Source organism: Moraxella cuniculi (genome assembly GCF_900637105.1).
Lineage (GTDB): Bacteria > Pseudomonadota > Gammaproteobacteria > Pseudomonadales > Moraxellaceae > Moraxella > Moraxella cuniculi.
Map to the genome: position 1 here is coordinate 1,623,032 of NZ_LR134343.1, position 21,786 is coordinate 1,644,817.

The 21,786-nt window shown below is 43.0% G+C and carries 22 protein-coding genes and 1 pseudogene; 5 read left to right on the plus strand and 18 right to left on the minus strand.

Annotated features, from left to right (window positions below):
• Positions 1-104: 104 nt before the first annotated feature.
• The 4 genes from EL162_RS07370 to lysS all read right to left on the minus strand — a co-directional run bounded on the left by EL162_RS07370 (position 105) and on the right by lysS (position 6,721).
• Complete coding sequence (locus EL162_RS07370; RefSeq protein ID WP_126331161.1) at positions 105-974, minus strand: LysR family transcriptional regulator; 870 nt, start codon at positions 972-974, stop codon at positions 105-107.
• Positions 975-1,385: 411 nt separating this feature from the next.
• Positions 1,386-3,644: a DNA polymerase III subunit gamma/tau gene (dnaX, locus tag EL162_RS07375; protein ID WP_126331163.1), complete on the minus strand. Its 2,259-nt coding sequence runs from the start codon at positions 3,642-3,644 to the stop codon at positions 1,386-1,388.
• 18 nt (positions 3,645-3,662) lie between these two features.
• Complete coding sequence (locus EL162_RS07380; RefSeq protein WP_126331165.1) at positions 3,663-5,105, minus strand: cation:proton antiporter; 1,443 nt, start codon at positions 5,103-5,105, stop codon at positions 3,663-3,665.
• Between the two features lie 95 nt (positions 5,106-5,200).
• Positions 5,201-6,721, minus strand: a complete 1,521-nt coding sequence (gene lysS / locus EL162_RS07385) for a lysine--tRNA ligase (protein WP_126331168.1) — start codon at positions 6,719-6,721, stop codon at positions 5,201-5,203.
• 266 nt (positions 6,722-6,987) lie between these two features.
• Here lysS and EL162_RS07390 point away from each other — a divergent pair, with 266 nt between their 5' ends.
• The gene (locus EL162_RS07390) at positions 6,988-7,563 is read left to right on the plus strand and encodes an isochorismatase family protein (RefSeq protein WP_076555151.1); all 576 of its coding nucleotides are present in this window, start codon (positions 6,988-6,990) and stop codon (positions 7,561-7,563) included.
• Between the two features lie 133 nt (positions 7,564-7,696).
• Here EL162_RS07390 and argJ read toward each other — a convergent pair whose 3' ends face one another.
• Both argJ and xthA read right to left on the minus strand, forming a co-directional pair.
• Entirely contained in the window at positions 7,697-8,914 is a 1,218-nt protein-coding gene (gene argJ, locus EL162_RS07395; RefSeq protein WP_126331170.1) for a bifunctional glutamate N-acetyltransferase/amino-acid acetyltransferase ArgJ, read from the minus strand.
• Positions 8,915-9,036: 122 nt separating this feature from the next.
• Positions 9,037-9,852 (minus strand): exodeoxyribonuclease III, encoded by an 816-nt coding sequence (gene xthA, locus EL162_RS07400; RefSeq protein WP_126331172.1) that lies wholly within the window; start codon positions 9,850-9,852, stop codon positions 9,037-9,039.
• Between the two features lie 213 nt (positions 9,853-10,065).
• Here xthA and EL162_RS07405 point away from each other — a divergent pair, with 213 nt between their 5' ends.
• From EL162_RS07405 to EL162_RS07415, 3 genes are read left to right on the plus strand one after another with little or no spacing between them, the layout of a single operon-like run.
• Entirely contained in the window at positions 10,066-10,548 is a 483-nt protein-coding gene (locus tag EL162_RS07405) for a thioesterase family protein (protein WP_126331173.1), read from the plus strand.
• On the plus strand, positions 10,548-11,219 hold the full coding sequence (locus EL162_RS07410; protein WP_126331175.1) for an ABC transporter ATP-binding protein: 672 nt from the start codon (positions 10,548-10,550) through the stop codon (positions 11,217-11,219). The genes EL162_RS07405 and EL162_RS07410 overlap by 1 nt, the downstream gene beginning before the upstream one ends.
• A complete protein-coding gene (locus EL162_RS07415; RefSeq protein WP_126331177.1) occupies positions 11,216-11,986 on the plus strand; it encodes an ABC transporter permease in 771 nt (256 codons plus the stop codon). Before EL162_RS07410 ends, EL162_RS07415 begins: the two co-directional genes overlap by 4 nt.
• Before the next feature lie 322 nt (positions 11,987-12,308).
• Here EL162_RS07415 and leuB read toward each other — a convergent pair whose 3' ends face one another.
• From leuB to EL162_RS07460, 10 genes and pseudogenes are all read right to left on the minus strand, one after another.
• Positions 12,309-13,379: a 3-isopropylmalate dehydrogenase gene (leuB, locus tag EL162_RS07420; protein ID WP_076555146.1), complete on the minus strand. Its 1,071-nt coding sequence runs from the start codon at positions 13,377-13,379 to the stop codon at positions 12,309-12,311.
• Between the two features lie 106 nt (positions 13,380-13,485).
• Entirely contained in the window at positions 13,486-14,142 is a 657-nt protein-coding gene (leuD, locus tag EL162_RS07425; protein WP_126331179.1) for a 3-isopropylmalate dehydratase small subunit, read from the minus strand.
• A gap of 20 nt (positions 14,143-14,162) precedes the next feature.
• Positions 14,163-14,696 (minus strand): YbhB/YbcL family Raf kinase inhibitor-like protein, encoded by a 534-nt coding sequence (locus EL162_RS07430; RefSeq protein ID WP_126331181.1) that lies wholly within the window; start codon positions 14,694-14,696, stop codon positions 14,163-14,165.
• The gene (locus EL162_RS10315) at positions 14,693-14,926 is read right to left on the minus strand and encodes a hypothetical protein (RefSeq protein ID WP_259772317.1); all 234 of its coding nucleotides are present in this window, start codon (positions 14,924-14,926) and stop codon (positions 14,693-14,695) included. The genes EL162_RS07430 and EL162_RS10315 overlap by 4 nt, the downstream gene beginning before the upstream one ends.
• On the minus strand, positions 14,889-15,272 hold the full coding sequence (locus EL162_RS10320; protein ID WP_259772318.1) for a hypothetical protein: 384 nt from the start codon (positions 15,270-15,272) through the stop codon (positions 14,889-14,891). Before EL162_RS10320 ends, EL162_RS10315 begins: the two co-directional genes overlap by 38 nt.
• Before the next feature lie 15 nt (positions 15,273-15,287).
• Positions 15,288-15,611 carry a hypothetical protein gene (locus EL162_RS07440; protein WP_126331183.1) on the minus strand — a complete coding sequence of 108 codons (324 nt, stop codon included), beginning with the start codon at positions 15,609-15,611 and terminating at the stop codon, positions 15,288-15,290.
• A 61-nt stretch (positions 15,612-15,672) separates the two neighbouring features.
• On the minus strand, positions 15,673-16,008 hold the full coding sequence (locus EL162_RS07445; RefSeq protein WP_126331185.1) for an Imm41 family immunity protein: 336 nt from the start codon (positions 16,006-16,008) through the stop codon (positions 15,673-15,675).
• Between the two features lie 30 nt (positions 16,009-16,038).
• Positions 16,039-16,188, minus strand: a complete 150-nt coding sequence (locus EL162_RS10405; RefSeq protein ID WP_126331710.1) for a toxin C-terminal domain-containing protein — start codon at positions 16,186-16,188, stop codon at positions 16,039-16,041.
• A gap of 314 nt (positions 16,189-16,502) precedes the next feature.
• Positions 16,503-17,924: a 3-isopropylmalate dehydratase large subunit gene (gene leuC / locus EL162_RS07455; RefSeq protein WP_126331187.1), complete on the minus strand. Its 1,422-nt coding sequence runs from the start codon at positions 17,922-17,924 to the stop codon at positions 16,503-16,505.
• A gap of 205 nt (positions 17,925-18,129) precedes the next feature.
• Positions 18,130-18,534: pseudogene (locus tag EL162_RS07460) on the minus strand (DUF805 domain-containing protein); the annotation flags it as partial.
• 527 nt (positions 18,535-19,061) lie between these two features.
• On the opposite strand from EL162_RS07460, the gene EL162_RS07465 reads away from it, so the two are divergent.
• Positions 19,062-19,934: a LysR family transcriptional regulator gene (locus tag EL162_RS07465; protein WP_076555139.1), complete on the plus strand. Its 873-nt coding sequence runs from the start codon at positions 19,062-19,064 to the stop codon at positions 19,932-19,934.
• A gap of 98 nt (positions 19,935-20,032) precedes the next feature.
• On the opposite strand, the gene ruvA is transcribed toward EL162_RS07465, so the two are convergent.
• Together ruvA and fba are read right to left on the minus strand one after the other, a co-directional pair.
• Entirely contained in the window at positions 20,033-20,650 is a 618-nt protein-coding gene (ruvA, locus tag EL162_RS07470; protein WP_126331189.1) for a Holliday junction branch migration protein RuvA, read from the minus strand.
• Positions 20,647-21,684 (minus strand): class II fructose-bisphosphate aldolase, encoded by a 1,038-nt coding sequence (fba, locus tag EL162_RS07475; protein WP_076555137.1) that lies wholly within the window; start codon positions 21,682-21,684, stop codon positions 20,647-20,649. Before fba ends, ruvA begins: the two co-directional genes overlap by 4 nt.
• Positions 21,685-21,786: the final 102 nt, after the last annotated feature.

A 21,786-nucleotide genomic window follows, 5' to 3' on the forward strand; every position in this document is an offset into this window, starting at 1 on the left:
AATAATTTGTTAGCCAATCAGGGATTGATAACAAAGGTAGATTACCACGATACCGACCATAAAAAAGCCCTGTATGACACAGGGCTTTGCTTGGTTAATTGAACTTAGGCTTTAAAATGTGCTTGCAGTACTTCTAGGCACTTTTGGGCTTTGACTGGTACTTGCTCTTTTGAGCCTGTCAAAGCAACCAAATTCAGCTCTGGCAAGCTGTGATTTGGTAAAATTTGTACCAATTTACCTGCCTCAAGTAACGCTTTGGCATGAATTTCATTGGTTTTTACAATGCCATAACCACGCTCTGCCAAATTTAGAGCGATGTTTTGATTGTTGGTAACAAGGCGTGCATTGACACGAACGCTTTGTTTGCCACTGCCATCTTTAAAATCAATGTTCTCGGTTGGTTTTTCGCTGCACAAAATCATGTTGTGCGATGCCAAAGTTTTTGGACTGTCCACAGTGCCGTGTTCTGAGAGATATTTTGGTGAAGCAACCAAGATTTGTTTGATGGTTTTTAGGGTTGTCCCTTGTGCAGACTCGCTTAGCACCAATGCCACATCGATGCGATCTTCGATCATGTCAAGATTATCACGAGAGATGATGTTCAGCGATAAATTTTCATGCTCAGCCAGCCAGTCTGACAATGCAGGCACAAGGTATTCTTGGGCAAGCTCTGCTGAAGCAGCGATACGCAAACTGCCAGAAACTTCATCTTTTAGTTGAATGACGCTATCACGACCTTGCTCAGCCGCCTTAACCATCTGCAAGGCTGCATTATATAGGCTCTCACCCGCCTCAGTTAGGCTTAATTTGCGAGTTGAGCGATGCAACAAAGTAACGCTTAGGTCGTTTTCCAAAGAGCGGATTTGTTGGCTGACAGCACTGGTTGTGATGCCCAGTTCTTTGGCAGCACCGCTGAATGAACCATGACGCACAACGCTTGCAAAAACCGCCATGCCGCGTAGATTATCTAACATATTCACCTCTAAATTTCATCAAGTTCATTGTGTTTTATTGATAATAATAGTTGAATAATTTAACAAGCAAGTCATTATAATCAATTTACTCTCAATGTTTGCAAAAAATAATGACTGCTTGGTCATTTTGACCATACCATCGGTTAGTTTTGTTGCTGTTTTCGCTGTATTGATGGTGATGAATTAATAAAATCAATACAAATCACAACTTAATAAACCAATGATAATTGCTTGCATTTTGATATGAACTATAAAACAAATTTAACCGACTGGCAAGAGATTGTTTATAAAAAATGTGTCTTATTGTAAAGTATTTTTCTAATTTGTTTGTAAAATGTTATTTTGGCAATAATTGCTTAATATCCTCAAGATGGCAGAAAACTAAGCAGTATTTTCAGCAAAACAATAACATCAAGTCTCAATGCTAAGTTTGGAATTGGTCAAAACCGCAGTGCCGTCATTAACCACAAAACCCTGCTGCCATAGGTGCAAAAAAACAGGGCTGTCAATCAGTTGCTTTTGGGCATCTTCACGAATCTGTAGCTGACGGCTCTGTAGCAAGGTTTGTGGCGTTTGTGCCAACATTTCTTCCAATACAGGTTTATCAGCAAGCTGTATTTGCGGATAATGTTTGGCAAATTTTTCAAGCATACTGGCAAAACTTGCCTGCACCTGCGAATTATCCCCACTGGTGTGCAAGCAGCTCACCCCCTGCACCTGCCCTGTCATGATGCTATTTGCCATCAATGCCAGCTCATCTGCTGCAAAAATTTCCTCCGTGCGTGCCAAATGCAGCCAATAATCCCATTTTTGTACCGTCCACTCACCCACGAGCTCAACACTTGGTGGCTTTAGTTTATCAAGCATTTGTGCTTGACTCATCACCATGCCTGTGCTGTTTTGAGCCTTATTGTCAGATGGCGTATCTGTGCTGTGTGTTGTCTCATCAAGCTGTGCCAGAGTATTTGCGTCAAGCTTTTGAGCATCGTCAATTTTTTCAACAAAATCCTCTTTGGGCTGCTCATGCTCATTATCCACCAACACCGCAAGTGTTGGCTCGACATCGATTTGCTCAAGCTCATCATGCGTTGTCGTCTCATCATCTTTTATGGCAGGATTTGGTGGTGTTGTGTCATTTTGAAAGGCGGCAGAATCATCAGCAAAATCATCATGCACCACAAAATCCGCCGATACTGCCATCATTTCATCATCTGGTAAGGCTGGATTTGACACGGGATAATCCATGCGTGGTGGCTCATCTTGGCTGGCTTGCCAAGCGTTATCAGGCGATTTTTCATCATGATAACTGACAAGCTGGTGATTTGGCCGATAATCATCACCATCATCTGCCTGATTGCCATTAATGGATTGCTCATCAAGCTGTAAGGCAGATTGTGCATCATTGCATTGTAAGTCCAATGTATCTACACTGTCAGTATCATCACAGGCTTCGCTGCCAATGGTCTCATTTGTGCTTGGTGATGCAGATGTTGCACTTGCTGCAATTTTGTCATTTTGGTCGGAGTCATCTGTCAGCTCAGCCTTTGCCAAATCATCATGGACAAACTGTGCCTGTGTCAGAGGACGAAATGCCAACAAACGCAAAATCGCCATCTCAAGTGCCTGCATTGGCGTATTTGCCAATCGAATGCCCTCACGGCTTTTGATGGCGATTTCATAATACAGTTGCAGCGTATCGGCACCGATGATGGCGGATAACTGTTGTAATTTTGCCGCCTGCTCTGGACTGGTATCCATTGGAGCATCGGGCAGGACTTGCAACACCGCCATCTGATGAATGCTATCAATCAGCTCATCAAATACCGCTGCCGCATCGATCATTTTTTCACGCATTTGCTGGATTTGTTCGGCAACACCACGGCGATCGTCTGTATAAATTAACTCAAGCAGCTGCACAATGCTGACCTGATTAATCAAACCAAGCATTTGATTGACCGTATCTGAACGAAGCATACCGCCACCAAAGGCGATTGCCTGATCGGTCAATGACAACGCATCACGCACCGAACCTTTGGCAGCACTGGCAAGTTGCCACAACGCCTCGTTGGCAAAATCAATTCCTTCACTGCCCAGCACTTTTGCCAAATGCTCCACCAATAATTGCTGCGATAATGGTCTTAGCACAAACTGCAAACAGCGTGAGACTATCGTAATGGGCAGTTTTTGTGGATCGGTGGTGGCAAAAATAAATTTGACATGAGCTGGTGGCTCTTCTAGGGTCTTTAGCAGTGCATTAAACGAGTGCGTTGAGAGCATATGCACCTCGTCAATCAAATACACCTTATAACGCCCTTGTGCGGGTGCATAAGGCACATTCTCCAGCAAATCCCTTGTGTCTTCAACCTTGGTGCGACTGGCGGCATCAATCTCAATCAAATCCAAAAATCTACCCTGCTCAATGCCAACACAGACATCGCAGCTGCCACAGGGGTTGCTGGTAATGCCTGTTTGGCAATTTAGGCATTTGGCAAGAATGCGTGCAATGGTTGTCTTGCCTACCCCACGCGTGCCAGTGAACAAATACGCATGGTGCAACCTGCCTGTATCAATGGCATTGGCAAGTGCTTGGGCAACATGGGTCTGTCCAAGCAGTTCATGGAAATTTTTTGGGCGATATTTGCGTGCTAGGACTTGATATTGCGTACTCATCGTCTGTCAATCTTGATTCTAAAAACGGTCAGGCTCACACGGCTCATGACGGATTGCTGTTTGCTCATTATACAGATGAATGCTCTGCTTGCCAAATTCATCTTCGGTTAAGATGTATTTTTTGCCAGAGCGGTTCATTTTGTGAATCATGCGTTGATACCAGCCAGCAAAACCTGTCGTTGGCTCATGGTCATTATGATAAAACGCATTAATCACCGCAGGCAAGCCCAAACCGCACACCACGCCTGATAATAACACGACAATAAAAGTATAACCAATCAGCACATTGGTATAAGGCTGCAATTGTGGTACATTAGCAACCGCCAAAATCAATGCCAGCGAAATACCGCCACGCACACCGCCCCATGAGAGAATCTCAAGGCTGCCATTATAGGCATTTTTTCGCACCGAAGGAAAAAAGGCAAATGAGATAAAATTGGCGATAAATCTTGCCAAATGCAGCAGCACAAACGCCACCACGCCGCCGATGACAATATTGGCACTCAAATCCAAAATAAACAACTCAAGCCCAATCAAAGTAAATAAAAATGAGTTGATAATCCCTTCAATGGTATGCCAAAAATGATTGACTTCATCAATCTCTTCTTTTGCCAAAATCTCTTGCCATTTGTTGCCAACTATCAGCCCAGCGACAACGCAAGCAATCGGTGCTGAAGCATGGGCGTACAATGCCACCAAATACGAGCCTGCAGCCAGCAAGGCGGTAATCAATATCAAAGACTCTGATTCGTTTTTGCCCTTGAGCAGGTACAAAGCCGCTCGCCCAAAAGCAATGCCGATAATCGCCGCAACAACCACTTCATAAGCCAGCGATTGCATAACGGCAACTGGGCTAAATTTATCACCCTGCACCACTTTTAAGATGGTCATAAAAATCGCAATACACATGGCATCATTAAACAGCGACTCGCCCTCAAGCTTGACCATCAGGTGTCTGGGTGCTTGGATTGAGCTTAGCACACCCTTGATGCCAATCGGGTCAGTTGCCCCCAGTGCCGAGCCAAGCAGCAATAGCACAATCAGTGGCACAGCTGCACCTGTTAGCCATTGATAGCCAAACAACATCAGCCCAAAAATCACCGCACAAAACAGCAATGCCAACGATGCCAAAATCCCAATCGGCTTCCAGTAGTTTTTTAAATCTGATATTTGAAATTTTAATGCCGATGAGGTTAGGATAAAACAAATCACCCCATTGATTAAAAAGTCATAAAAATTGATATTGCGAACCGCTTGTTCAATGGATTGGATATTGATATTAATAAACGGGTTGCCATTTAACAAAGTCGCAAGCCACTGCAAAATAAACACCAAAAGTGCCGAAACGATTGGCACGCCAATGGCTTGTGGCAAGCCCAAAATGCGTTTGTTAAACAAAGTGGTGGTGATAGAAACCAAGCACACCACAACAAAAATCTCTAAAAAAATAAAACTGCCCAAAATAAATTTCCAAGTTTTATAAAAATTAGTATAAATTAAAGCTAAATGAAATAAAAAAGGGGCAGATTCACCCCTTTTATCAAAAATACTTTGGATTATTTGTGCCGCATGTGTGGAAATAAGATTACATCACGGATACTGGCAGCATCAGCAAAGAGCATGACCAAGCGGTCAATACCAATCCCCTCACCTGCGGTCGGTGGCAAGCCATATTCCAAAGCCTCAATAAAATCAGCATCATAGTGCATTGCTTCGTCATCGCCTGCGTCTTTTTCGGCAACCTGTGCCTTGAAGCGTTCTGCCTGATCAATCGGGTCATTTAACTCACTAAAGCCATTGGCAAGCTCTCTGCCACCAATAAAGAACTCAAAACGATCCGTGATGTGAGCATTGTCATCATTGCGGCGTGCCAGCGGTGAAGTTTCTGCAGGATATTCTGTGATAAAAGTCGGCTGACGCAATTTGCTCTCTACCGTTTCTTCAAATACGATGGTTTGTAGTTTGCCCAAACCAAAACTTGGCTTAACTTCTTGCTTAAGTGTCTGCTTGACAAAGGTCGCCAAAAATTCACGGTCGCTTAATTTATCAGCATCAATTTGTGGATTATGCTCCAAAATTGCCTCAAACATACTTATCTTTTTAAATGGGGCTTTAAAACTAAAAACCTCACCCTGATAAGGCACATCAGTACTGCCCAAAATATCCATGGCAAGTTTTTCCAAAATATTTTCGGTCAATTGCATCATGTCGGTATAATCAGCATAAGCCTGATAAAACTCAATCATGGTAAATTCAGGATTGTGGCGAGTTGATACCCCTTCGTTGCGAAAGTTACGGTTAATCTCAAACACTCGCTCAAAACCACCAACGACCAGCCGCTTTAGATACAGCTCTGGTGCGATACGCAAAAACAGCTCCATATCCAGTGCATTATGATGGGTAACAAACGGTCTGGCTGACGCACCACCGGGGATAACATGCATCATTGGGGTTTCTACCTCCATGAAGCGTTCGGCGGTTAAATATTCACGAATGCCTGCGATGACTTTGGCACGAATCTCAAAGGTCTTGCGTGTTTGTTCATTGACAATCAAATCTAAGTAACGCTGACGATAACGCACTTCGGTATCACTTAGCCCATGAAATTTGTCAGGCAGCGGACGCAAAGATTTTGTTAATAATTCAAAATCTTGTAAATGTATATACAAATCACCCTTGCCCGAACGACCAACATATCCCGTAGCAGCGACAATATCGCCCAAATCCAGCGATTTGATTTGCTTAAGTGCCGACTCGGATAAACCTTTTCGATCAACATACAGCTGAATGCGACCTGTCATGTCCTGAATGACGATAAACGAGCCACGATTGAGCATCACTCGCCCTGCAACTTTGGCATGAACTTGCTCGCCACTTTCGATGGTTGCCTTATCCAGACCTTCAAATTGTGCTTGCAGATCGCCGCAATAATTCTCACGCTTAAAGGTGTTTGGATAAGCGGTTTTGCCCTGCTTGGCAGCTTGTTGTTGCAAGGTTGCCAATTTGGCATGACGCTGGGCAATCAAATCATTATCAATGGCTTCAGATTCGCCTGCTGGGTGGTTTTGCTGGTTCATAAAATTTCCAATTAACACTGGTTATCACTTAAATTGCATTTAATAAAATTTTATCAAATAATCATAAACTTTGCTATTTTAACAGATTATCAGCAATCTATCATTAATAATTTGCCAATTTGTGCGGTTAATTTTGGCAAATCGTGCTTTTTTATGGCTAACTACTCACCGCAGTCTTATGGGTAAGATTTTTTGTAGAAAAAGTTGGCAGCTGTAAAAAATTTTGTTATGATAAAACCATCATTTATCAGCAAAAAGGAGTTGTTATGACGACCAAAACTTTTGGCGTACCGTATCGGATTTTACGAGATGATGTACAAGCCTTGATGATTGATGTGCAAGAAAAACTATTGCCGCACATCGCCGATTATGAAAGCATCAGCAACAAAATCGCTGTGTTGATTCAGGGTTTGCAAGCACTCAATGTCCCCATCATGCTCAATGAGCAGTATAAAAAGGGATTGGGCGAAACCGTTGGTTCGTTGTATGGCTTGCTCAATGAAGCCAACCGCACAAGTTTTGAAAAACGCAGTTTTAGCGTTTGTGATAATCCACCAGCTTGGTCAAATATTGTACAAAATAACCGCCGCATCGCTTTGCTTTTTGGCATCGAAGCTCATGTTTGCGTACTACAAACAGCTCTTGATTTGCTTGATAATGGCATACAGCCCGTGATTGTTGCCGATGCCATTGGCTCACGCAATCCTTATGACAAAAAACAAGCCATTCGCCGTATGCGTCGAGCAGGTGCGGCGGTAACAACCACAGAGGCGATCTTGTTTGAGCTGCTGCGAACCGCTGACGACCCTGCGTTTAAGACCATCTCAAGCTTGGTCAAATAACCTAAGTTTTCGATTAAAGCCTGATTAATAGTTATTTAATCAGGTTTTAAAAATTTGCTTTATTATTTTGTTATCCACCAACCAAGCCATCACAAGGGCTTGGCTCGTAGTTTTGGCAATGGTTGTGATGGCTTTATGAGCGGTAATCGGCATTGATTTTGACATAATCATAAGACAAATCACAAGTATACACGGTGTCTGTCGCCTCACCCTGCCCAAGATTGATATGAATGGTAATCTCAGGGCGACGCATGACCTCCGCACCCGTCTGCTCGCTATAGCCCACCGCCAAACCACCTCTTTGGCAAATCGCAACCTCGTCAAGCCATACATCAACACGGCTTTGTTGTAGTGCCACGCCAGCATTGCCAACCGCTGCCAAAATTCGCCCCCAGTTCGGATCTGAGGCAAAAAATGCCGTTTTTACCAAAGGCGAATGAGCAACCGAATATGCCACATCGGCACACTGCTGCGTATCAGCACCGCCTGTTACCTTGACAGTGATAAATTTACTCGCCCCCTCGCCATCACGCACAATCAAAGTTGCCAAACGCACAAAAACCTTCCGCAATGCCTCATAAATCGGCTGGTAATGCGGATGATTTTCGTCATTAATAATCGTGCCTGACTGGGCGGTGGCAATCAGTGTGCAACAATCATTGGTTGAGGTATCGCCATCAATGCTGATGCGATTAAATGACTCATCAGCCAATCGCTTGAGCATGGTGTTTAGCAATTGAGGTGCGATATTGGCGTCAGTCGCGACAAAGCCCAGCATGGTTGCCATATTGGGGCGAATCATACCTGCACCCTTTGAGATACCCGTGAAGTGATATACGGTATCACCAACCAAAATACGCTCACTGGCAACCTTGGCAATGGTATCGGTGGTACAAATGGCGTGTGCTGCCTGCAACCAATGACTCTCTGCCAAATCTGCCAATGCCATATCCAGATGGGCGATGATTTTTTCGCTGGGCAAGGTCTCACCAATCACCCCTGTAGAATACGGCAAAACATCACTAACAGCCACAGATGCTCTCTCTGCCAAAGCCTGACAGGTCGCCAACGCTCGCTGATAGCCATCGGTGCCAGTTGCCGCATTGGCATTGCCCGTATTAATCAGTAGATAACGCGGTGAGGACTGCTGAATATGCTTGCGCAAAAGCTGCACAGGTGCTGCACAAAATTGATTTTGGGTAGTGATGGCAGCAACAGCGGCGTTTTTGTCAATCTCAATGATGGTCAAATCATGGCGATCTGCATAGCGTATGTGTGCTTTGGCAACGCCCAATCGTACGCCACTGATTGGGTGAATGGTTGTCGGAAGGCTAATATCACCAACTGCCATGATAAACTCCTTATGATGATGGCTTGGATTAAATTTAGCAAATTGTGCATTAATTATAACTGACAAAAGCCCATCAGTCGCTGTGTTTATAAAAATAATCTCAATTAAGTGGCTATGCTTATTTATAAAGCAAACTTTGCCCAAATCGGTGCATGATCAGAGGGCTTTTCCATGGCACGAATTGGGTAACTGATGCCAGCAGCCGTACAGTCTTTTTTGAGCGTATCTGTGCATAAAATATGATCAATTCGCAGACCTCGCTTGGGCGTATCCTCAAAACCCCGTGAGCGATAATCAAACCAGCTAAACTCGTCTGATGATTCTGGATAAAACAAACGATAAGTATCGCTAAGCCCAGTTGCCATCAAGGTTTGGTACCATTGCCGCTCCTCTGGCAAAAATGAACAAACCCCTTTGGCAAGCCATCGTTTGGCATTTGCCTCTCCGATACCAATATCGCAATCCTCAGGCGAGATATTCATATCACCCATGACAATCAGCTCTCGCCCCTGTGCCAACAGCTCACAAATATAATGGCTTAGGTCGGCATAAAAATCACGCTTCATGGGAAATTTGCTTTCGTGATTGCGATTCTCGCCTTGTGGGAAATAGCCATTGATGACATCAATCTGCCTGCCTGCAAAATCATATCGTGCATGAATCAAGCGTCTTTGTGCCTCAATATCGGCAAAAGGAAAGCCTTTTTGTACAAAAATCGGTGCTTGCTTGGATAATAATGCCACACCATAATGCGACTTTTGCCCAAAAAATTCCACATGATAACCAAGCTCATGCACCATCTCAATAGGAAACGCCTCATCATGTACTTTGGTTTCTTGCAGCCCTATCACATCGGCAGCAAGCATTTGTTGTACCGCAGCCAGTTGGTGTGGGCGGGCACGCAGCCCATTGATATTAAAACTTACAAATGTTGTCATGATTTGCCTATTTTGCTGATTTTAGTCTGATATTTTAGCAAGTTTTTGAGTATTTGTGGAGTTTTTTGCCACAAGATTACCAGCCATGCCAAATAGCATTCAACCATTATCCATACCGCCGTTGATTATACGCCGTTTTATAAAATCAAAAGTAGCAAACAGCACCCAAACGGTGTACAATAATTAGCTAAGTCAAATTCATGCAACTTTATTATGCCAAACTCAAAGCCAATTTTTCAGAAAAACTACAAAGTATACATCAACCATACAGATGCTGGTGGCATCGTTTATCATGCCAATCATTTGACATTTTTTGAAAACTGTCGCCGTGATTGGCTGACAACGCTGGGCTATGACGGTTATTTTTTTGATTTATCGGCAGACAATCATAACCCACAAAGTAGCCATCATGCAGCGGTACATTTTGTCGTTAGTCATGCCACGCTGGACTATCATACCCCTTTGTTTGTTGATGATGAATTGTGCGTTACTGTGGATAGCTATCAGCTGCGTCCAGCCAGCCTAATCATACAACAGAGCATTTATCGCCCAAATCAAGAAAAAGCCGCCACTTTGGGCATGATTACTTTGGCTTGTGTACAAAATGACGGCAACAAAATCCGCCCCTACCGCTTGCCAGCCGCCTTTGTTCATGCCCTGCAAAGCACACACGCCAATCAACATCAGGGTGATTGATGAAAAGCAAGCTACTGGATTTTTGTCTACAGCTATCCATACCACAAAAAAATCCACCACAAGCTGCACAAGGTATGCTATGCACGCATGACAAAGTGGTGCTAATGGGCGAATCTGGCTCGGGCAAATCACTGCTATTATCGGCACTGGCAGGACAGATTGCCTATCAAGGTTGGGTGAAATTACACCTACCACACGGTATCGAACAGGCAGATATGCCGCCTTATCTGTGGCGAGACAAAGTTGCCCTACTGACCCAAAATCCACTCATGCTAGATGGCACAGTGCTTGACAATTTACAACTGCCCTACCGTTTTGCTCAGCACAAAGACAAGACTTTTGATTTGCACTGGCAACAAATGCAACTTGCCAAATTCCATAAAGAACCAGATTTTTTGCAGCGTCAGAGTCATAGCCTGTCAGGGGGCGAAAGACAAATTGTGCATTTTTTGCGAACTTTGCAGCTTGATCCAGTTGTTTTGTTGCTTGATGAGCCGACTGCCGCCTTGGACAAAAGCAGTGCAGCCGTGCTGATTGATTGTATCAATCACTGGACTGCTGAAAAAGACCGTGCGGTATTATGGGTTAGCCACCAGCCAGATGAGAGCGACAAACTTGCCGCAAGCTGCTGGTATATGCGTGCAGGCCCTTTGGATACGAGGGTGAGATGATTTTATCAATGCTTGATGTGGCATTTGCTGCAATGCTGATTGTGATTGCCATACTAATTTCTCTCTGGCTGCGGCTTGGTTTGGCAAAAACTCTGCTAATAGCCGCCATTCGCACAGTGGCTCAGCTTAGCCTAATTGGTTTGATTTTGGCATGGGTTTTTGCCAGACAAACATGGTATGAGGTCTTGACAATCTTAACAATTATGACGCTGATAGCCGCTTTTGCTGCCAAAAATCGCATCAGCAAACCCTATCAAGGCTTGCTTTTTGATACTTTATTGTCCTTGAGCGTGGCAACTTTTAGCATTGCCTTGGCGGCTATGTTGTTGATTTTGCAAATTACACCTTGGTATACGCCCCAGTATATCATACCCATTTTGGGGCTGATTTTGGGCAATTCACTGACGGCGATTTCTTTAACCACAGGGCGATTGATTGATTATCTGCACGAACAACAAGCACAAATCCGCATGCTGCTGGCATTGTCAGCCACACCATTTGAGGCGTGTCATCATGCAATCAAAGGTGCAATTACTGCTGGCATGATGCCAACCATCAACTCAATGATGGTGGTCGGCTTGGTAAGCCTGCCCGGCATGATGACAGGGCAAATTTTGGCAGGTGCTGACCCCACCCAAGCTGTGCGTTATCAGATTGTTACCATGTTTTTGATTTGTGCAGGCAGTGCCATCTCTTGTACTTTGTCGGCATTGCTTGTGGTACGAAGATTTTTTGACAATCGACAGCGGCTCTTATTGCCCAATTGATTATATATAATATTATCTTTATTAATATATAATAAAAACACCATATCCTTGTATACAGAAGCAGGCTGACAATCAAAGTTTTGAACCACCTCAAAAAACCATCATCTCATCAAAGTAATTTTGTCAAAGCAGTCCATGCCAAATTTACGCCAGCCCCATTAACCAAACCTTCAAACAAACAAAATAATCAAAAAACAGGCTTATTAACAGCACCACTGTCTAACAGCCTAAACTTTTGGCAAAGTTATGAATAAAAACAGCACAAAGTCTCACCCTGTGCTATTTTATTAAATTAAGCAACTATCTTTGTCAAGTGCGTCAATTATAAGCACTGAACGATAGCATCGCCCATTTTGCTGCATGACACCAGTGTTGTGCCATCTTCATAAATATCTGCAGTTCGCAGCCCCTGCTCTAGTACTTTTTGTACCGCATTTTCAATCTGAGTGGCACAAGTTTCGTTATTTAAGCTATAACGAAGTAGCATCGCCAATGACAAAATTGTCGCCAGCGGATTGGCTTTGTCTTGTCCTGCAATGTCAGGTGCCGAGCCATGTGAAGGCTCATACAAACCCTTGCCATTCTCATCAAGGCTTGCCGATGGTAGCATACCAATAGAACCCGTCAGCATTGACGCTTGGTCGGAGAGAATATCACCAAAAATATTGCCTGTCGCCACCACATCAAACTGCTTGGGAGCCTTGACCAATTGCATGGCAGCATTATCCACATACATATGGCTAAGCTTGACATCAGGATATTCTTTTGCAACTTCGTTAAAAATCTCTTTCCATAATTCTGTGGTTTCTAGCACATTTGCCTTATCCACACTGCACAGTTTTTTGCCGCGTTTTTGGGCAGCCTCAAAAGACACTTTGGCGATACGGCGAATCTCACTTTCGCTATAACGCATGGTGTTAAAGCCTTCTTTTTCGCCTTTATCGTTGGTGATGATACCACGAGGTTCGCCAAAATAAATATCGCCCGTTAATTCACGCACAATCAGAATATCAAGTCCAGACACCACCTCTGGCTTGAGCGTAGAAGCATTGGCGAGCTCTTTATAAAGAATCGCTGGACGCAAGTTGGCAAATAAATTCAAATCCTTGCGAATGGCAAGTAGTCCCCGTTCTGGGCGTAATGGACGCTCCAAATTGTCATATTGTGGAGAACCCACCGCCCCAAGTAATACCGCATCGGCTTTACGCACGATTTCTTGGGTTTGGGCTGGATAAGGTGAGCCATACGCATCATAAGCCTCGCCACCCAATTTGGCATATTCGTAACTAACATCTAGCCCGTTGGCGATGAGTTTGTCAAGCACTTTGACGGCTTGGGCAACGATTTCAGGTCCGATACCATCACCGTTTAGGATTGCAATGTGTTTTGTCATTATATTCTCTTATAATAAATTTTATTAAAATTAACAAATTTGTTGATATGCTTGGCTACTACATGGTTTGTAAAATTATCCAGCAAATAGCCAAACAATAGCCAAATCAGTCAGCAGTGTGTAATTCCTTAAACACCCAAGGTCTGTCCGCACGGGCTTTTTCTTCAAATGCACGAATTTTATCAGCTTCTTGCAAAGTCAAACCAATATCATCCAAGCCATTTAATAAACAATGTTTACGAAATGCGTCCACTTCAAAATTATATTCTTTGCCACTTGGCGAAATCACTTTTTGATTTTCTAAATCCACCGTCAGCTGATAGCCATCATTTGCCAAGCATTCTGCAAACAGTACATCAACCTCATTTTCAGTCAAAATCACAGGAAGCATACCGTTTTTAAAACTGTTGTTATAAAAAATATCGGCATAACTTGGTGCAATAATGGTTCTAAATCCGTACTCATTTAATGCCCACGGTGCGTGTTCACGACTCGAGCCACAGCCAAAATTGGCACGAGTAAGCAGGATTGTCGCACCAAAATAGCGGTCTTGATTTAATACAAAATCAGGATTTTTTGGGCGTTTGCTGATATCCTGCCCCAAATACCCTTCGTCCAAATACCGCAACTCATCAAATAAATTATCGCCAAAGCCTGTGCGTTTGATGGATTTTAAAAACTGCTTGGGGATAATCAAATCAGTATCCACATTGGCACGGTCAAGCGGTGCAACAATGCCAGTTTCGCTGATGTATTTTTTCATTATCTTTTCCTTTTAATCTTTTACCAACTATAATAAGCTGTCAAGCTGGCTGTTGCCAATACTTTGCCATTTAAATTAAAGCCCAAAACCGCAGGGCTGATGGTATTTGGCAAATCCAACACTTCATTTAACGCGTATAGGGTAAAAATATAGCGGTGCGGTTTGTCGCCCTGTGGGGGAAATGCCCCAATAAAACCTGCCAAACCTGCATCATTTTGCAATTCGATAACGCCATTGCCAAAATCATTAGATTTGCCTTTTGGCAATTCACGCCAATCAGCAGGGATATTAAACGCATTCCAGTGCCAAAAACCCGAGCCTGTTGGTGCATCAGGGTCGTACATTGTCAGCACAAAACTTTTGGTTTCTTGCGGAGCATTTTGCCATTTCAGATTTGGGCTGATATTATTGCCTGTATAGCCCCAAATGTTGGCAACATAGTCGTTTGCCAGTGTGCTGTTTGGAGCAATGCCATCGCACGATAACACCATTTCGCCTTGAATTTGTGCAGGTTGGCGGACTTCCAAATAAGGGTTTTGGGCTAAGTTGTTCATTGCACTATTCCTTTTGGTTGATTAACAAAATTTCGTTTATATAGCCGATGGCTTTCAATATTTGCCTGTGCATCTTTAATATCCCAAATTTGCAATTCCCAAGGATAATAAAAATTACTGGCGTTTTTAAAATAACTATGAATGCCAATATAGCCGTCCACATCACGCAAATACCAATTTTTGAGTTGATATTTATCTTTGTATTCGTCCAAATGCGTTAAAAATTTCACCGATACATTCGGACGGCAAAATCCCTCTTGCTCCAAAAATATCATTTAAGATATTATTAACAGGATATTGATTTTGTCTTGCCAAATAGCGGTTAATTTTATCAAAAATTCTTTCGGCAGTTTTTACCCGATAATAAAAATGAATGTCTTTGATATCAGCAAAAAACAAATAATCATTAATCGCTTCGTGCAAATTCAGCCGATACGACAAAATATGTGCGGTTGGCACATTGGCAAGTGTTCGTGATAAATTCACTTTCTCAACCTTGCCTGTTTCAAAATAATCGGTTGAATATTGGGCGTGAATTTGGTTAATTTCACGAATTAATCGTTCGGTTTTTTCCAAATAATTCATTTTTATTTAAGATAAATTAAGCTCATCATTAAGACACTTTAACATATACCTTTGGTAGTCATCAAGTGTTTTAAAATACTTAACATCATCGCCATATAATCTCAAACCATCAAAACGAAAACCCTCATCAATAAAGAAACTTTCACTGGCAATATGCCCTGCTACGGTTGGAAAAGTCGGAGCAATGTCATAACTATCCAATCGCCAAAGGGTGGCAAAATAACCTTTTTGCCTATGTTTAAAAATTTCAATTTTAAATACCCACAATTCGCCATTAGCCATTTCTATGGGGTCGGTGATTGGGGTTTTGATAAGTTTGGAATAATTCATTTATCCAAATCTTCCTTTTCACCAGCTCATATCTCATCACATCTGTTATTTTGATGTAAAATCAATAGGGATTATAACCAAATTCAATTTCATTGATATTTTCACCAGATAACACACAAGAAATTACAACCTTGAATCTCTCAAATCGGTCATACATATCCGTTTGGTCATCAGCATTGATTTTATCAATAGCAAAATTTTCCCAACCTGTTATCATCATCAAATCAATGATTTGATATAAAAATACAATCATGTCTCTTGGAATATCAGTTGGGTACGGATATACCTTTTGAATATTTAAAATAGATTGCTCCAACTTAATATATTCACTATCACACCAAACATAATCATCAACCCATTTCCCAATAAAGGAATTGACATCATAGTCAATAGACATAGGCACATTTCTATAAAAGTCAATCACTTCTTAATCATCCACTCTATTCATATTAATATCAAAGGTTCCATTTCTGGTACTTTTGTTATTTAGCTTTTCAGGCGAAGACACCTCTTTCCAAGCACCGCCCTTATGCCCTGTCCTATCTCGTGTTATGTAACTATTGCCTTTTTTAAAGATAACAGTATTACCAGAACTTCTTAAATTAGTCCGTGTATACCCTAACGCAACAGCAGCTTTTGCAGCCTCGGTATCGTTTTTAAAATTGGTCCACTTGTAGCTCTTGCAGGAGTTGTAGTGGCGTTCGTGGGCGGAGTTTGTCGTTGGCTATTAGTTACAGCGGTAGTCGTGGTAGTTTGTTTACTACCTTTACTGAGCTTACCAGCAAAAGATATTGTTGGCACAGTTATAACGACACCAATCATAATGGATAACAATGTTTTTTTAAACATAAAGACCTCACATATGTTGGTTTAATAAAATAAAACTCAATTCTACGCCACCGCTCGCACATCGACAAAATGCCCATAAATCGCCGCTGCTGCTGCCATTGCAGGGCTAACAAGATGCGTGCGACCGCCATTGCCTTGGCGACCTTCAAAGTTGCGGTTGCTGGTACTGGCACAATGCTCACCTGCTTGCAATTTATCGGCATTCATCGCAAGGCACATTGAACAACCCGGCTCACGCCATTCAAAACCTGCGTCAATAAAAATCTTATCCAACCCCTCATCTTCGGCTTGTTTTTTTACCAAACCAGAACCCGGCACAATCATCGCTTGCTTAATGCTGGCAGCAACCTGCTTTCCTTTGGCAATCGCCGCCGCCTCACGCAAATCTTCAATGCGTGAATTGGTGCATGAGCCGATAAATACGCGGTCAAGAGCGATATCAGCAAGCGACTGCCCTGCCGACAGACCCATGTACTGATAAGCACGAGACCAGTCGTTTCTTTGTACATCATCTTTGGCATCTGCCAGTGTTGGCACGCTTTGGTTGATACCAATAACCATCTCAGGAGAGGTTCCCCATGATACTTGCGGCTCAATCTCTTCGCCCTGCATGACAATCACCGTATCAAATACGGCATCATCATCAGAATGCAAAGTATGCCAATAGCTGACAGCCTTGTCCCAATTTTCGCCCACTGGAGCATGCGGACGACCTTTGACATAGTCTATTGTCTTATCATCAACCGCCACCAAGCCCACTCTGGCTCCTGCCTCAATCGCCATGTTGCACACTGTCATGCGACCTTCGATGGACATATCACGGAACACCTGACCGCCAAACTCTATCGCATAACCTGTACCACCTGCTGTGCCAATTTTGCCAATGATTGCCAAAACAACATCTTTTGGCGTTACGCCCTTACCCAATTTACCATCAACACGCACCAGCATATTTTTCATTTTTTTGGCAACAAGGCACTGAGTCGCCAATACATGCTCAACCTCACTTGTGCCAATGCCGTGAGCCAAACAGCCCAAAGCCCCATGCGTGGCGGTATGGCTATCACCACACACCACTGTCATGCCCGGCAAAGTCAGCCCCTGTTCAGGCCCAACCACATGCACAATGCCCTGACGAATGTCATTGATGCCAAATTCGGCGATATTAAACGCTTGGCAGTTATCATCAAGCGTTTGCACTTGAATTCTTGAAGTATCGTCCTTGATGCCTGCGATGCCCTCTGCGCGCTCTTTTTGCGAGGTTGGTACATTGTGGTCTGGCGTGGCGATATTTGCCGAAATACGCCATGGCTTGCGTCCAGCCAATTGCAACCCTTCAAATGCCTGCGGACTGGTTACCTCATGCAACAAATGGCGGTCAATATAAATCAAACTTGAGCCATCATCACGGCTTGCCACCAAATGATCATTCCACAATTTGTCGTATAAAGTTTTGCCTGCCATATTAACTCCACGGTTAGCTAATCACTTAATTGTCAGTATAAGCGGTTTTTAATAATAAAACAAATTTATAATTTTTTAAAATTATAAAACTTTTTGGAATAATTTTCACCAGTTAATCCACATCATTATAGCAAATTTGCCCACACTTGACAAAAACACAGGCAAAAACAAAAAACCAAATCAATGACGATTTGGTTTTTTTGGCTTATTTTGGTGGTGGTCCGTATCTGTTTTCCGTCTGATCGCCTTCGATGGCAAGTAAGGCAATCAACGCTAAAGTACCAAACAATGGAATCAATGATAACAAATACCACCAGCCACTTTTGTTGGTGTCATGCAAGCGTCTTGCACCAACAGCAATTTCTGGTATAAAAAATGCCAAGCTTGCCAATATGGTAATAACAAAATTAAAATCAGGACAATCGTCAGATTCACAGTACTCCAGTGCATTTAAAAAAGCATCATTGAATAATATTGCATCTAAAAATATTGCTGCAATCATAATTAAAGAACGGGACAGAAAAAAGAACCAATATTCTTTGCGTCTTGCTCGACCGCGAAAATTGGCATAATTTTTCATGCATTTGACAAACCAATCAATAAGGTTATATTCCGCTTCTGGTTTTTGTCTTGATTTTTGCGATACCTGATTTGACACAACCGTTGCTACCTATCTGCCAAGTGTTTCATGCACAACCTTTTCTTATATAATACATTGATAACTTACTGTTAAGTAAAAAGAAACTAAGAATACCTTAGTCTAACAATGCTAAGATACTTTTAGTATGAAGTCAAGCCAAATTAAGCAAATTTACCCCTATGATTTATCAAGCAGTCCATGGTATATCACCAACCAAGACATTAATGCCAATCACCACAGTTTTGGCTTCTCGTTGCCAATATCCACCGACGCAAACAATTGCTTTTTTATAAATTCGAAAAAGCAACACATGGTATTATTTGTGCTATAAAAACAGTTTTATTAAGTTGCACAATGATCAAATTATCGCCAATGGTAAAATATACGCTTGATAAATTTGCATTACCAAAAATTTTCATTGCAAAACTTTTTGGAATACTTTAAGCTATAGCCATCACTAAATATCTGTATGCTTATTTGTACGACTGGACACCACCATGAACACCATCAATCTTGCTACTTTTGTTGCCGTCATGCAAACAGGTAGCATCTCTGCCGCTGCCGAAAAACTATACATCACCCAGCCTGCTGTCAGCAAACGAATCAAAAACCTAGAAGATGAATTTGGCACTGTGCTGTTTGATACCGTTGGTCGTAGCATTATTCCAACGGATGCCGCCCATGATTTATTGCCCTATGTGCGTCGCTGGCTTGATGATTACGAAACCTGCAAAGCAAGCCTACAGCACGCCAAAGAAACCGTTTCAGGTCGCCTAACCATTGGCACCAGTCATCACATCGGGTTGCACCATCTTGCCCCTGTGCTAAAGCGATTTATCCAAACCTACCCTGCTGTGCAGCTGGAGGTGCGGTTTGTTGATTCTGAAGAGGCACACAAATTGGTGTTAGAAGGCGAGATTGCTTTGGCATTTTTGACACTGCCACCAACCTTTGACAGACGGCTCAATTATCACACACTGTGGAGCGATCCGTTGTATTTTGTTACAGGGACGCTTAGCCCTTTGGCACAAAAATCCAAAGTCAGCCTAATGCAGTTGGCACATTATCCTGCCATTTTGCCCGCTGCCAATACTTTTACCAGCCAGATTACGCTGGCGGAATTTGCCAAATATAATTTGCGACCCTATGCCACCATGAGTACCAATCCGCTAGAATCCATTCGTATGCTGGTATCTGTCGGCTTGGGCTGGTCAGTGCTGCCTGAGACGCTCATTAATCAAGATTTGATTAAAATTGACATGGCAGAAACCATTGAATTGCAGCGACATCTAGGGCTGGTTACCAATCCAAATCTAACACGCTCCGCCAGTATGCAAGCACTCCTATCCATTTTATCCATCGCACCATAATGTCGCCTGACGATTATCAAACAAGCTCGTCGCCTAGGCAGTGACAAATAAAGCATATCGCAACAAAAACAGGCCATTGTCAGCCTGTTTTTTATGGTTCAAAAGCCAGATAATTGACGCAGTGCCGCCTTTAGCAAAGCGGAAGTATTGGTAGCGTCCTCAACTTGGGATTGGGCAAGTTTAATGGCAGCTTGGGCTTCTTTTTCTTTGTAGCCAAGATTTAATAAGGCACTTTCAACCTCGGCAATTGCCTGCATACCACCATCGGCAACATCGGTAAATAAATGCTCGCCAGTGGTTATATCGCCAGCAAATTCGTTGAGCTTACCCTTAAGGTCTAAAATGATGCGTTGGGCTGTCTTTTTGCCAATGCCCGGCACACGCACCAATGCCACATCATTATCTCGCTCAACGGCTTGCCTGATTTCGGCAGCGGTCAAGGTTGATAGCATTGCCAGTGCCATTTTTGCACCCACGCCGTTAATCTTGATGAGTTTGCGAAACACATCACGGTCTTGTTTGTCAATAAATGCAAACAGACTCTCGGCATCTTCACGCACATGGTGATGCACATACAAAGTCAAAGTTGCACCAACGGTCAGCTGGTAAAATGACGGAATGGGCAACTCCAACTCATAACCCACGCCACCAGTTGTCATCAGACAAGCAACAGGTGCATTCAGATATTGCACCTGCCCTGTGATACTGCCAATCATTTGTAATATTCAACCATTTTTTCTAGGCTGATTGGGCGAATCTTGCTGGCATTACCCGCTGCACCAAATGCCTCATAGCGTGCCTCACAAATCTCCTGCATTGCCTTGATTGAGGCTGATAGATATTTGCGTGGGTCAAATTCCGCTGGGTTTTCGTTCATGAATTTACGAATCGCCCCTGTGCTTGCCAGACGCAAATCAGTGTCGATATTAATTTTGCGTACGCCATGCTTGATTGCCTCAACCAATTGCTCAACAGGCACGCCATAAGTTTCGCCAATATTACCGCCATTTTCGTTGATGACTTTTAGCCATTCTTGTGGTACAGAGCTTGAGCCATGCATGACAATATGCGTATTTGGCAAAGCAGCATGAATTTCTTTAATGCGGTCAATTGCCAAAATATCACCTGTGGGTGGACGCGTGAATTTATAAGCACCATGCGATGTTCCAACAGCAATCGCCAACGCATCAACATTGGTATCAGCAACGAATTGACGAGCTTCTTCTACCGAGGTTAATAACTGGCTGTGGTCAAGCACCCCTTCGGCACCCACACCATCTTCCTCGCCTGCCATACCTGTCTCAAGACTGCCCAAAACACCAATCTCACCTTCAACCGATACGCCACACGCATGAGCCATTTTGACCACTTCACGCGTGACAGAGACATTATACGCATAATCGGCAGGCGTTTTGCCGTCTTCTTTTAGTGAACCATCCATCATCACCGAACTAAAGCCAAGCTGAATCGAACGCTGGCAAACTGCTGGACTGGTACCATGATCTTGGTGCATAACAACAGGAATGTGTGGCCATTCTTCAATGGCTGACAAAATCAAATGACGCAAAAAAGGTGCACCTGCATATTTGCGAGCACCTGCCGATGCTTGCACAATCACTGGCGAATTGGTTTTGTCCGCCGCCATCATAATGGCACGCATTTGCTCAAGGTTATTGACATTAAATGCTGGCAAGCCATAGCCATGTTCAGCAGCATGATCCAGCAGTTGGCGTAATGAAACGAGTGCCATAATTCTCTCCCGAATTTAATAAGTAACTTGATTAAAATTTATCAAAATCTCTGCAAAATCATCAAAGATGAATGCCATTATTATACCACATCAATGGTATTT

Excerpts from the sequence above, each read along its gene's own strand:
- fba (WP_076555137.1), bottom strand. The coding sequence starts at position 21,684 with ATGGCACTCGTTTCATTACGCCAACTGCTGGATCATGCTGCTGAACAT.
- xthA (WP_126331172.1), bottom strand. The coding sequence starts at position 9,852 with ATGACAACATTTGTAAGTTTTAATATCAATGGGCTGCGTGCCCGCCCA.
- ruvA (WP_126331189.1), bottom strand. The coding sequence starts at position 20,650 with ATGATTGGCAGTATCACAGGGCAGGTGCAATATCTGAATGCACCTGTT.
- EL162_RS07430 (WP_126331181.1), bottom strand. The coding sequence starts at position 14,696 with ATGAACAACTTAGCCCAAAACCCTTATTTGGAAGTCCGCCAACCTGCA.
- argJ (WP_126331170.1), bottom strand. The coding sequence starts at position 8,914 with ATGGCAGTTGGTGATATTAGCCTTCCGACAACCATTCACCCAATCAGT.
- lysS (WP_126331168.1), bottom strand. The coding sequence starts at position 6,721 with ATGAACCAGCAAAACCACCCAGCAGGCGAATCTGAAGCCATTGATAAT.
- EL162_RS07410 (WP_126331175.1), top strand. The coding sequence starts at position 10,548 with ATGAAAAGCAAGCTACTGGATTTTTGTCTACAGCTATCCATACCACAA.
- EL162_RS07370 (WP_126331161.1), bottom strand. The coding sequence starts at position 974 with ATGTTAGATAATCTACGCGGCATGGCGGTTTTTGCAAGCGTTGTGCGT.
- EL162_RS07440 (WP_126331183.1), bottom strand. The coding sequence starts at position 15,611 with ATGAATTATTCCAAACTTATCAAAACCCCAATCACCGACCCCATAGAA.
- EL162_RS07390 (WP_076555151.1), top strand. The coding sequence starts at position 6,988 with ATGACGACCAAAACTTTTGGCGTACCGTATCGGATTTTACGAGATGAT.
- EL162_RS07405 (WP_126331173.1), top strand. The coding sequence starts at position 10,066 with ATGCCAAACTCAAAGCCAATTTTTCAGAAAAACTACAAAGTATACATC.
- EL162_RS07465 (WP_076555139.1), top strand. The coding sequence starts at position 19,062 with ATGAACACCATCAATCTTGCTACTTTTGTTGCCGTCATGCAAACAGGT.
- EL162_RS07415 (WP_126331177.1), top strand. The coding sequence starts at position 11,216 with ATGATTTTATCAATGCTTGATGTGGCATTTGCTGCAATGCTGATTGTG.
- leuC (WP_126331187.1), bottom strand. The coding sequence starts at position 17,924 with ATGGCAGGCAAAACTTTATACGACAAATTGTGGAATGATCATTTGGTG.
- leuD (WP_126331179.1), bottom strand. The coding sequence starts at position 14,142 with ATGAAAAAATACATCAGCGAAACTGGCATTGTTGCACCGCTTGACCGT.
- leuB (WP_076555146.1), bottom strand. The coding sequence starts at position 13,379 with ATGACAAAACACATTGCAATCCTAAACGGTGATGGTATCGGACCTGAA.
- EL162_RS07445 (WP_126331185.1), bottom strand. The coding sequence starts at position 16,008 with ATGTCTATTGACTATGATGTCAATTCCTTTATTGGGAAATGGGTTGAT.
- dnaX (WP_126331163.1), bottom strand. The coding sequence starts at position 3,644 with ATGAGTACGCAATATCAAGTCCTAGCACGCAAATATCGCCCAAAAAAT.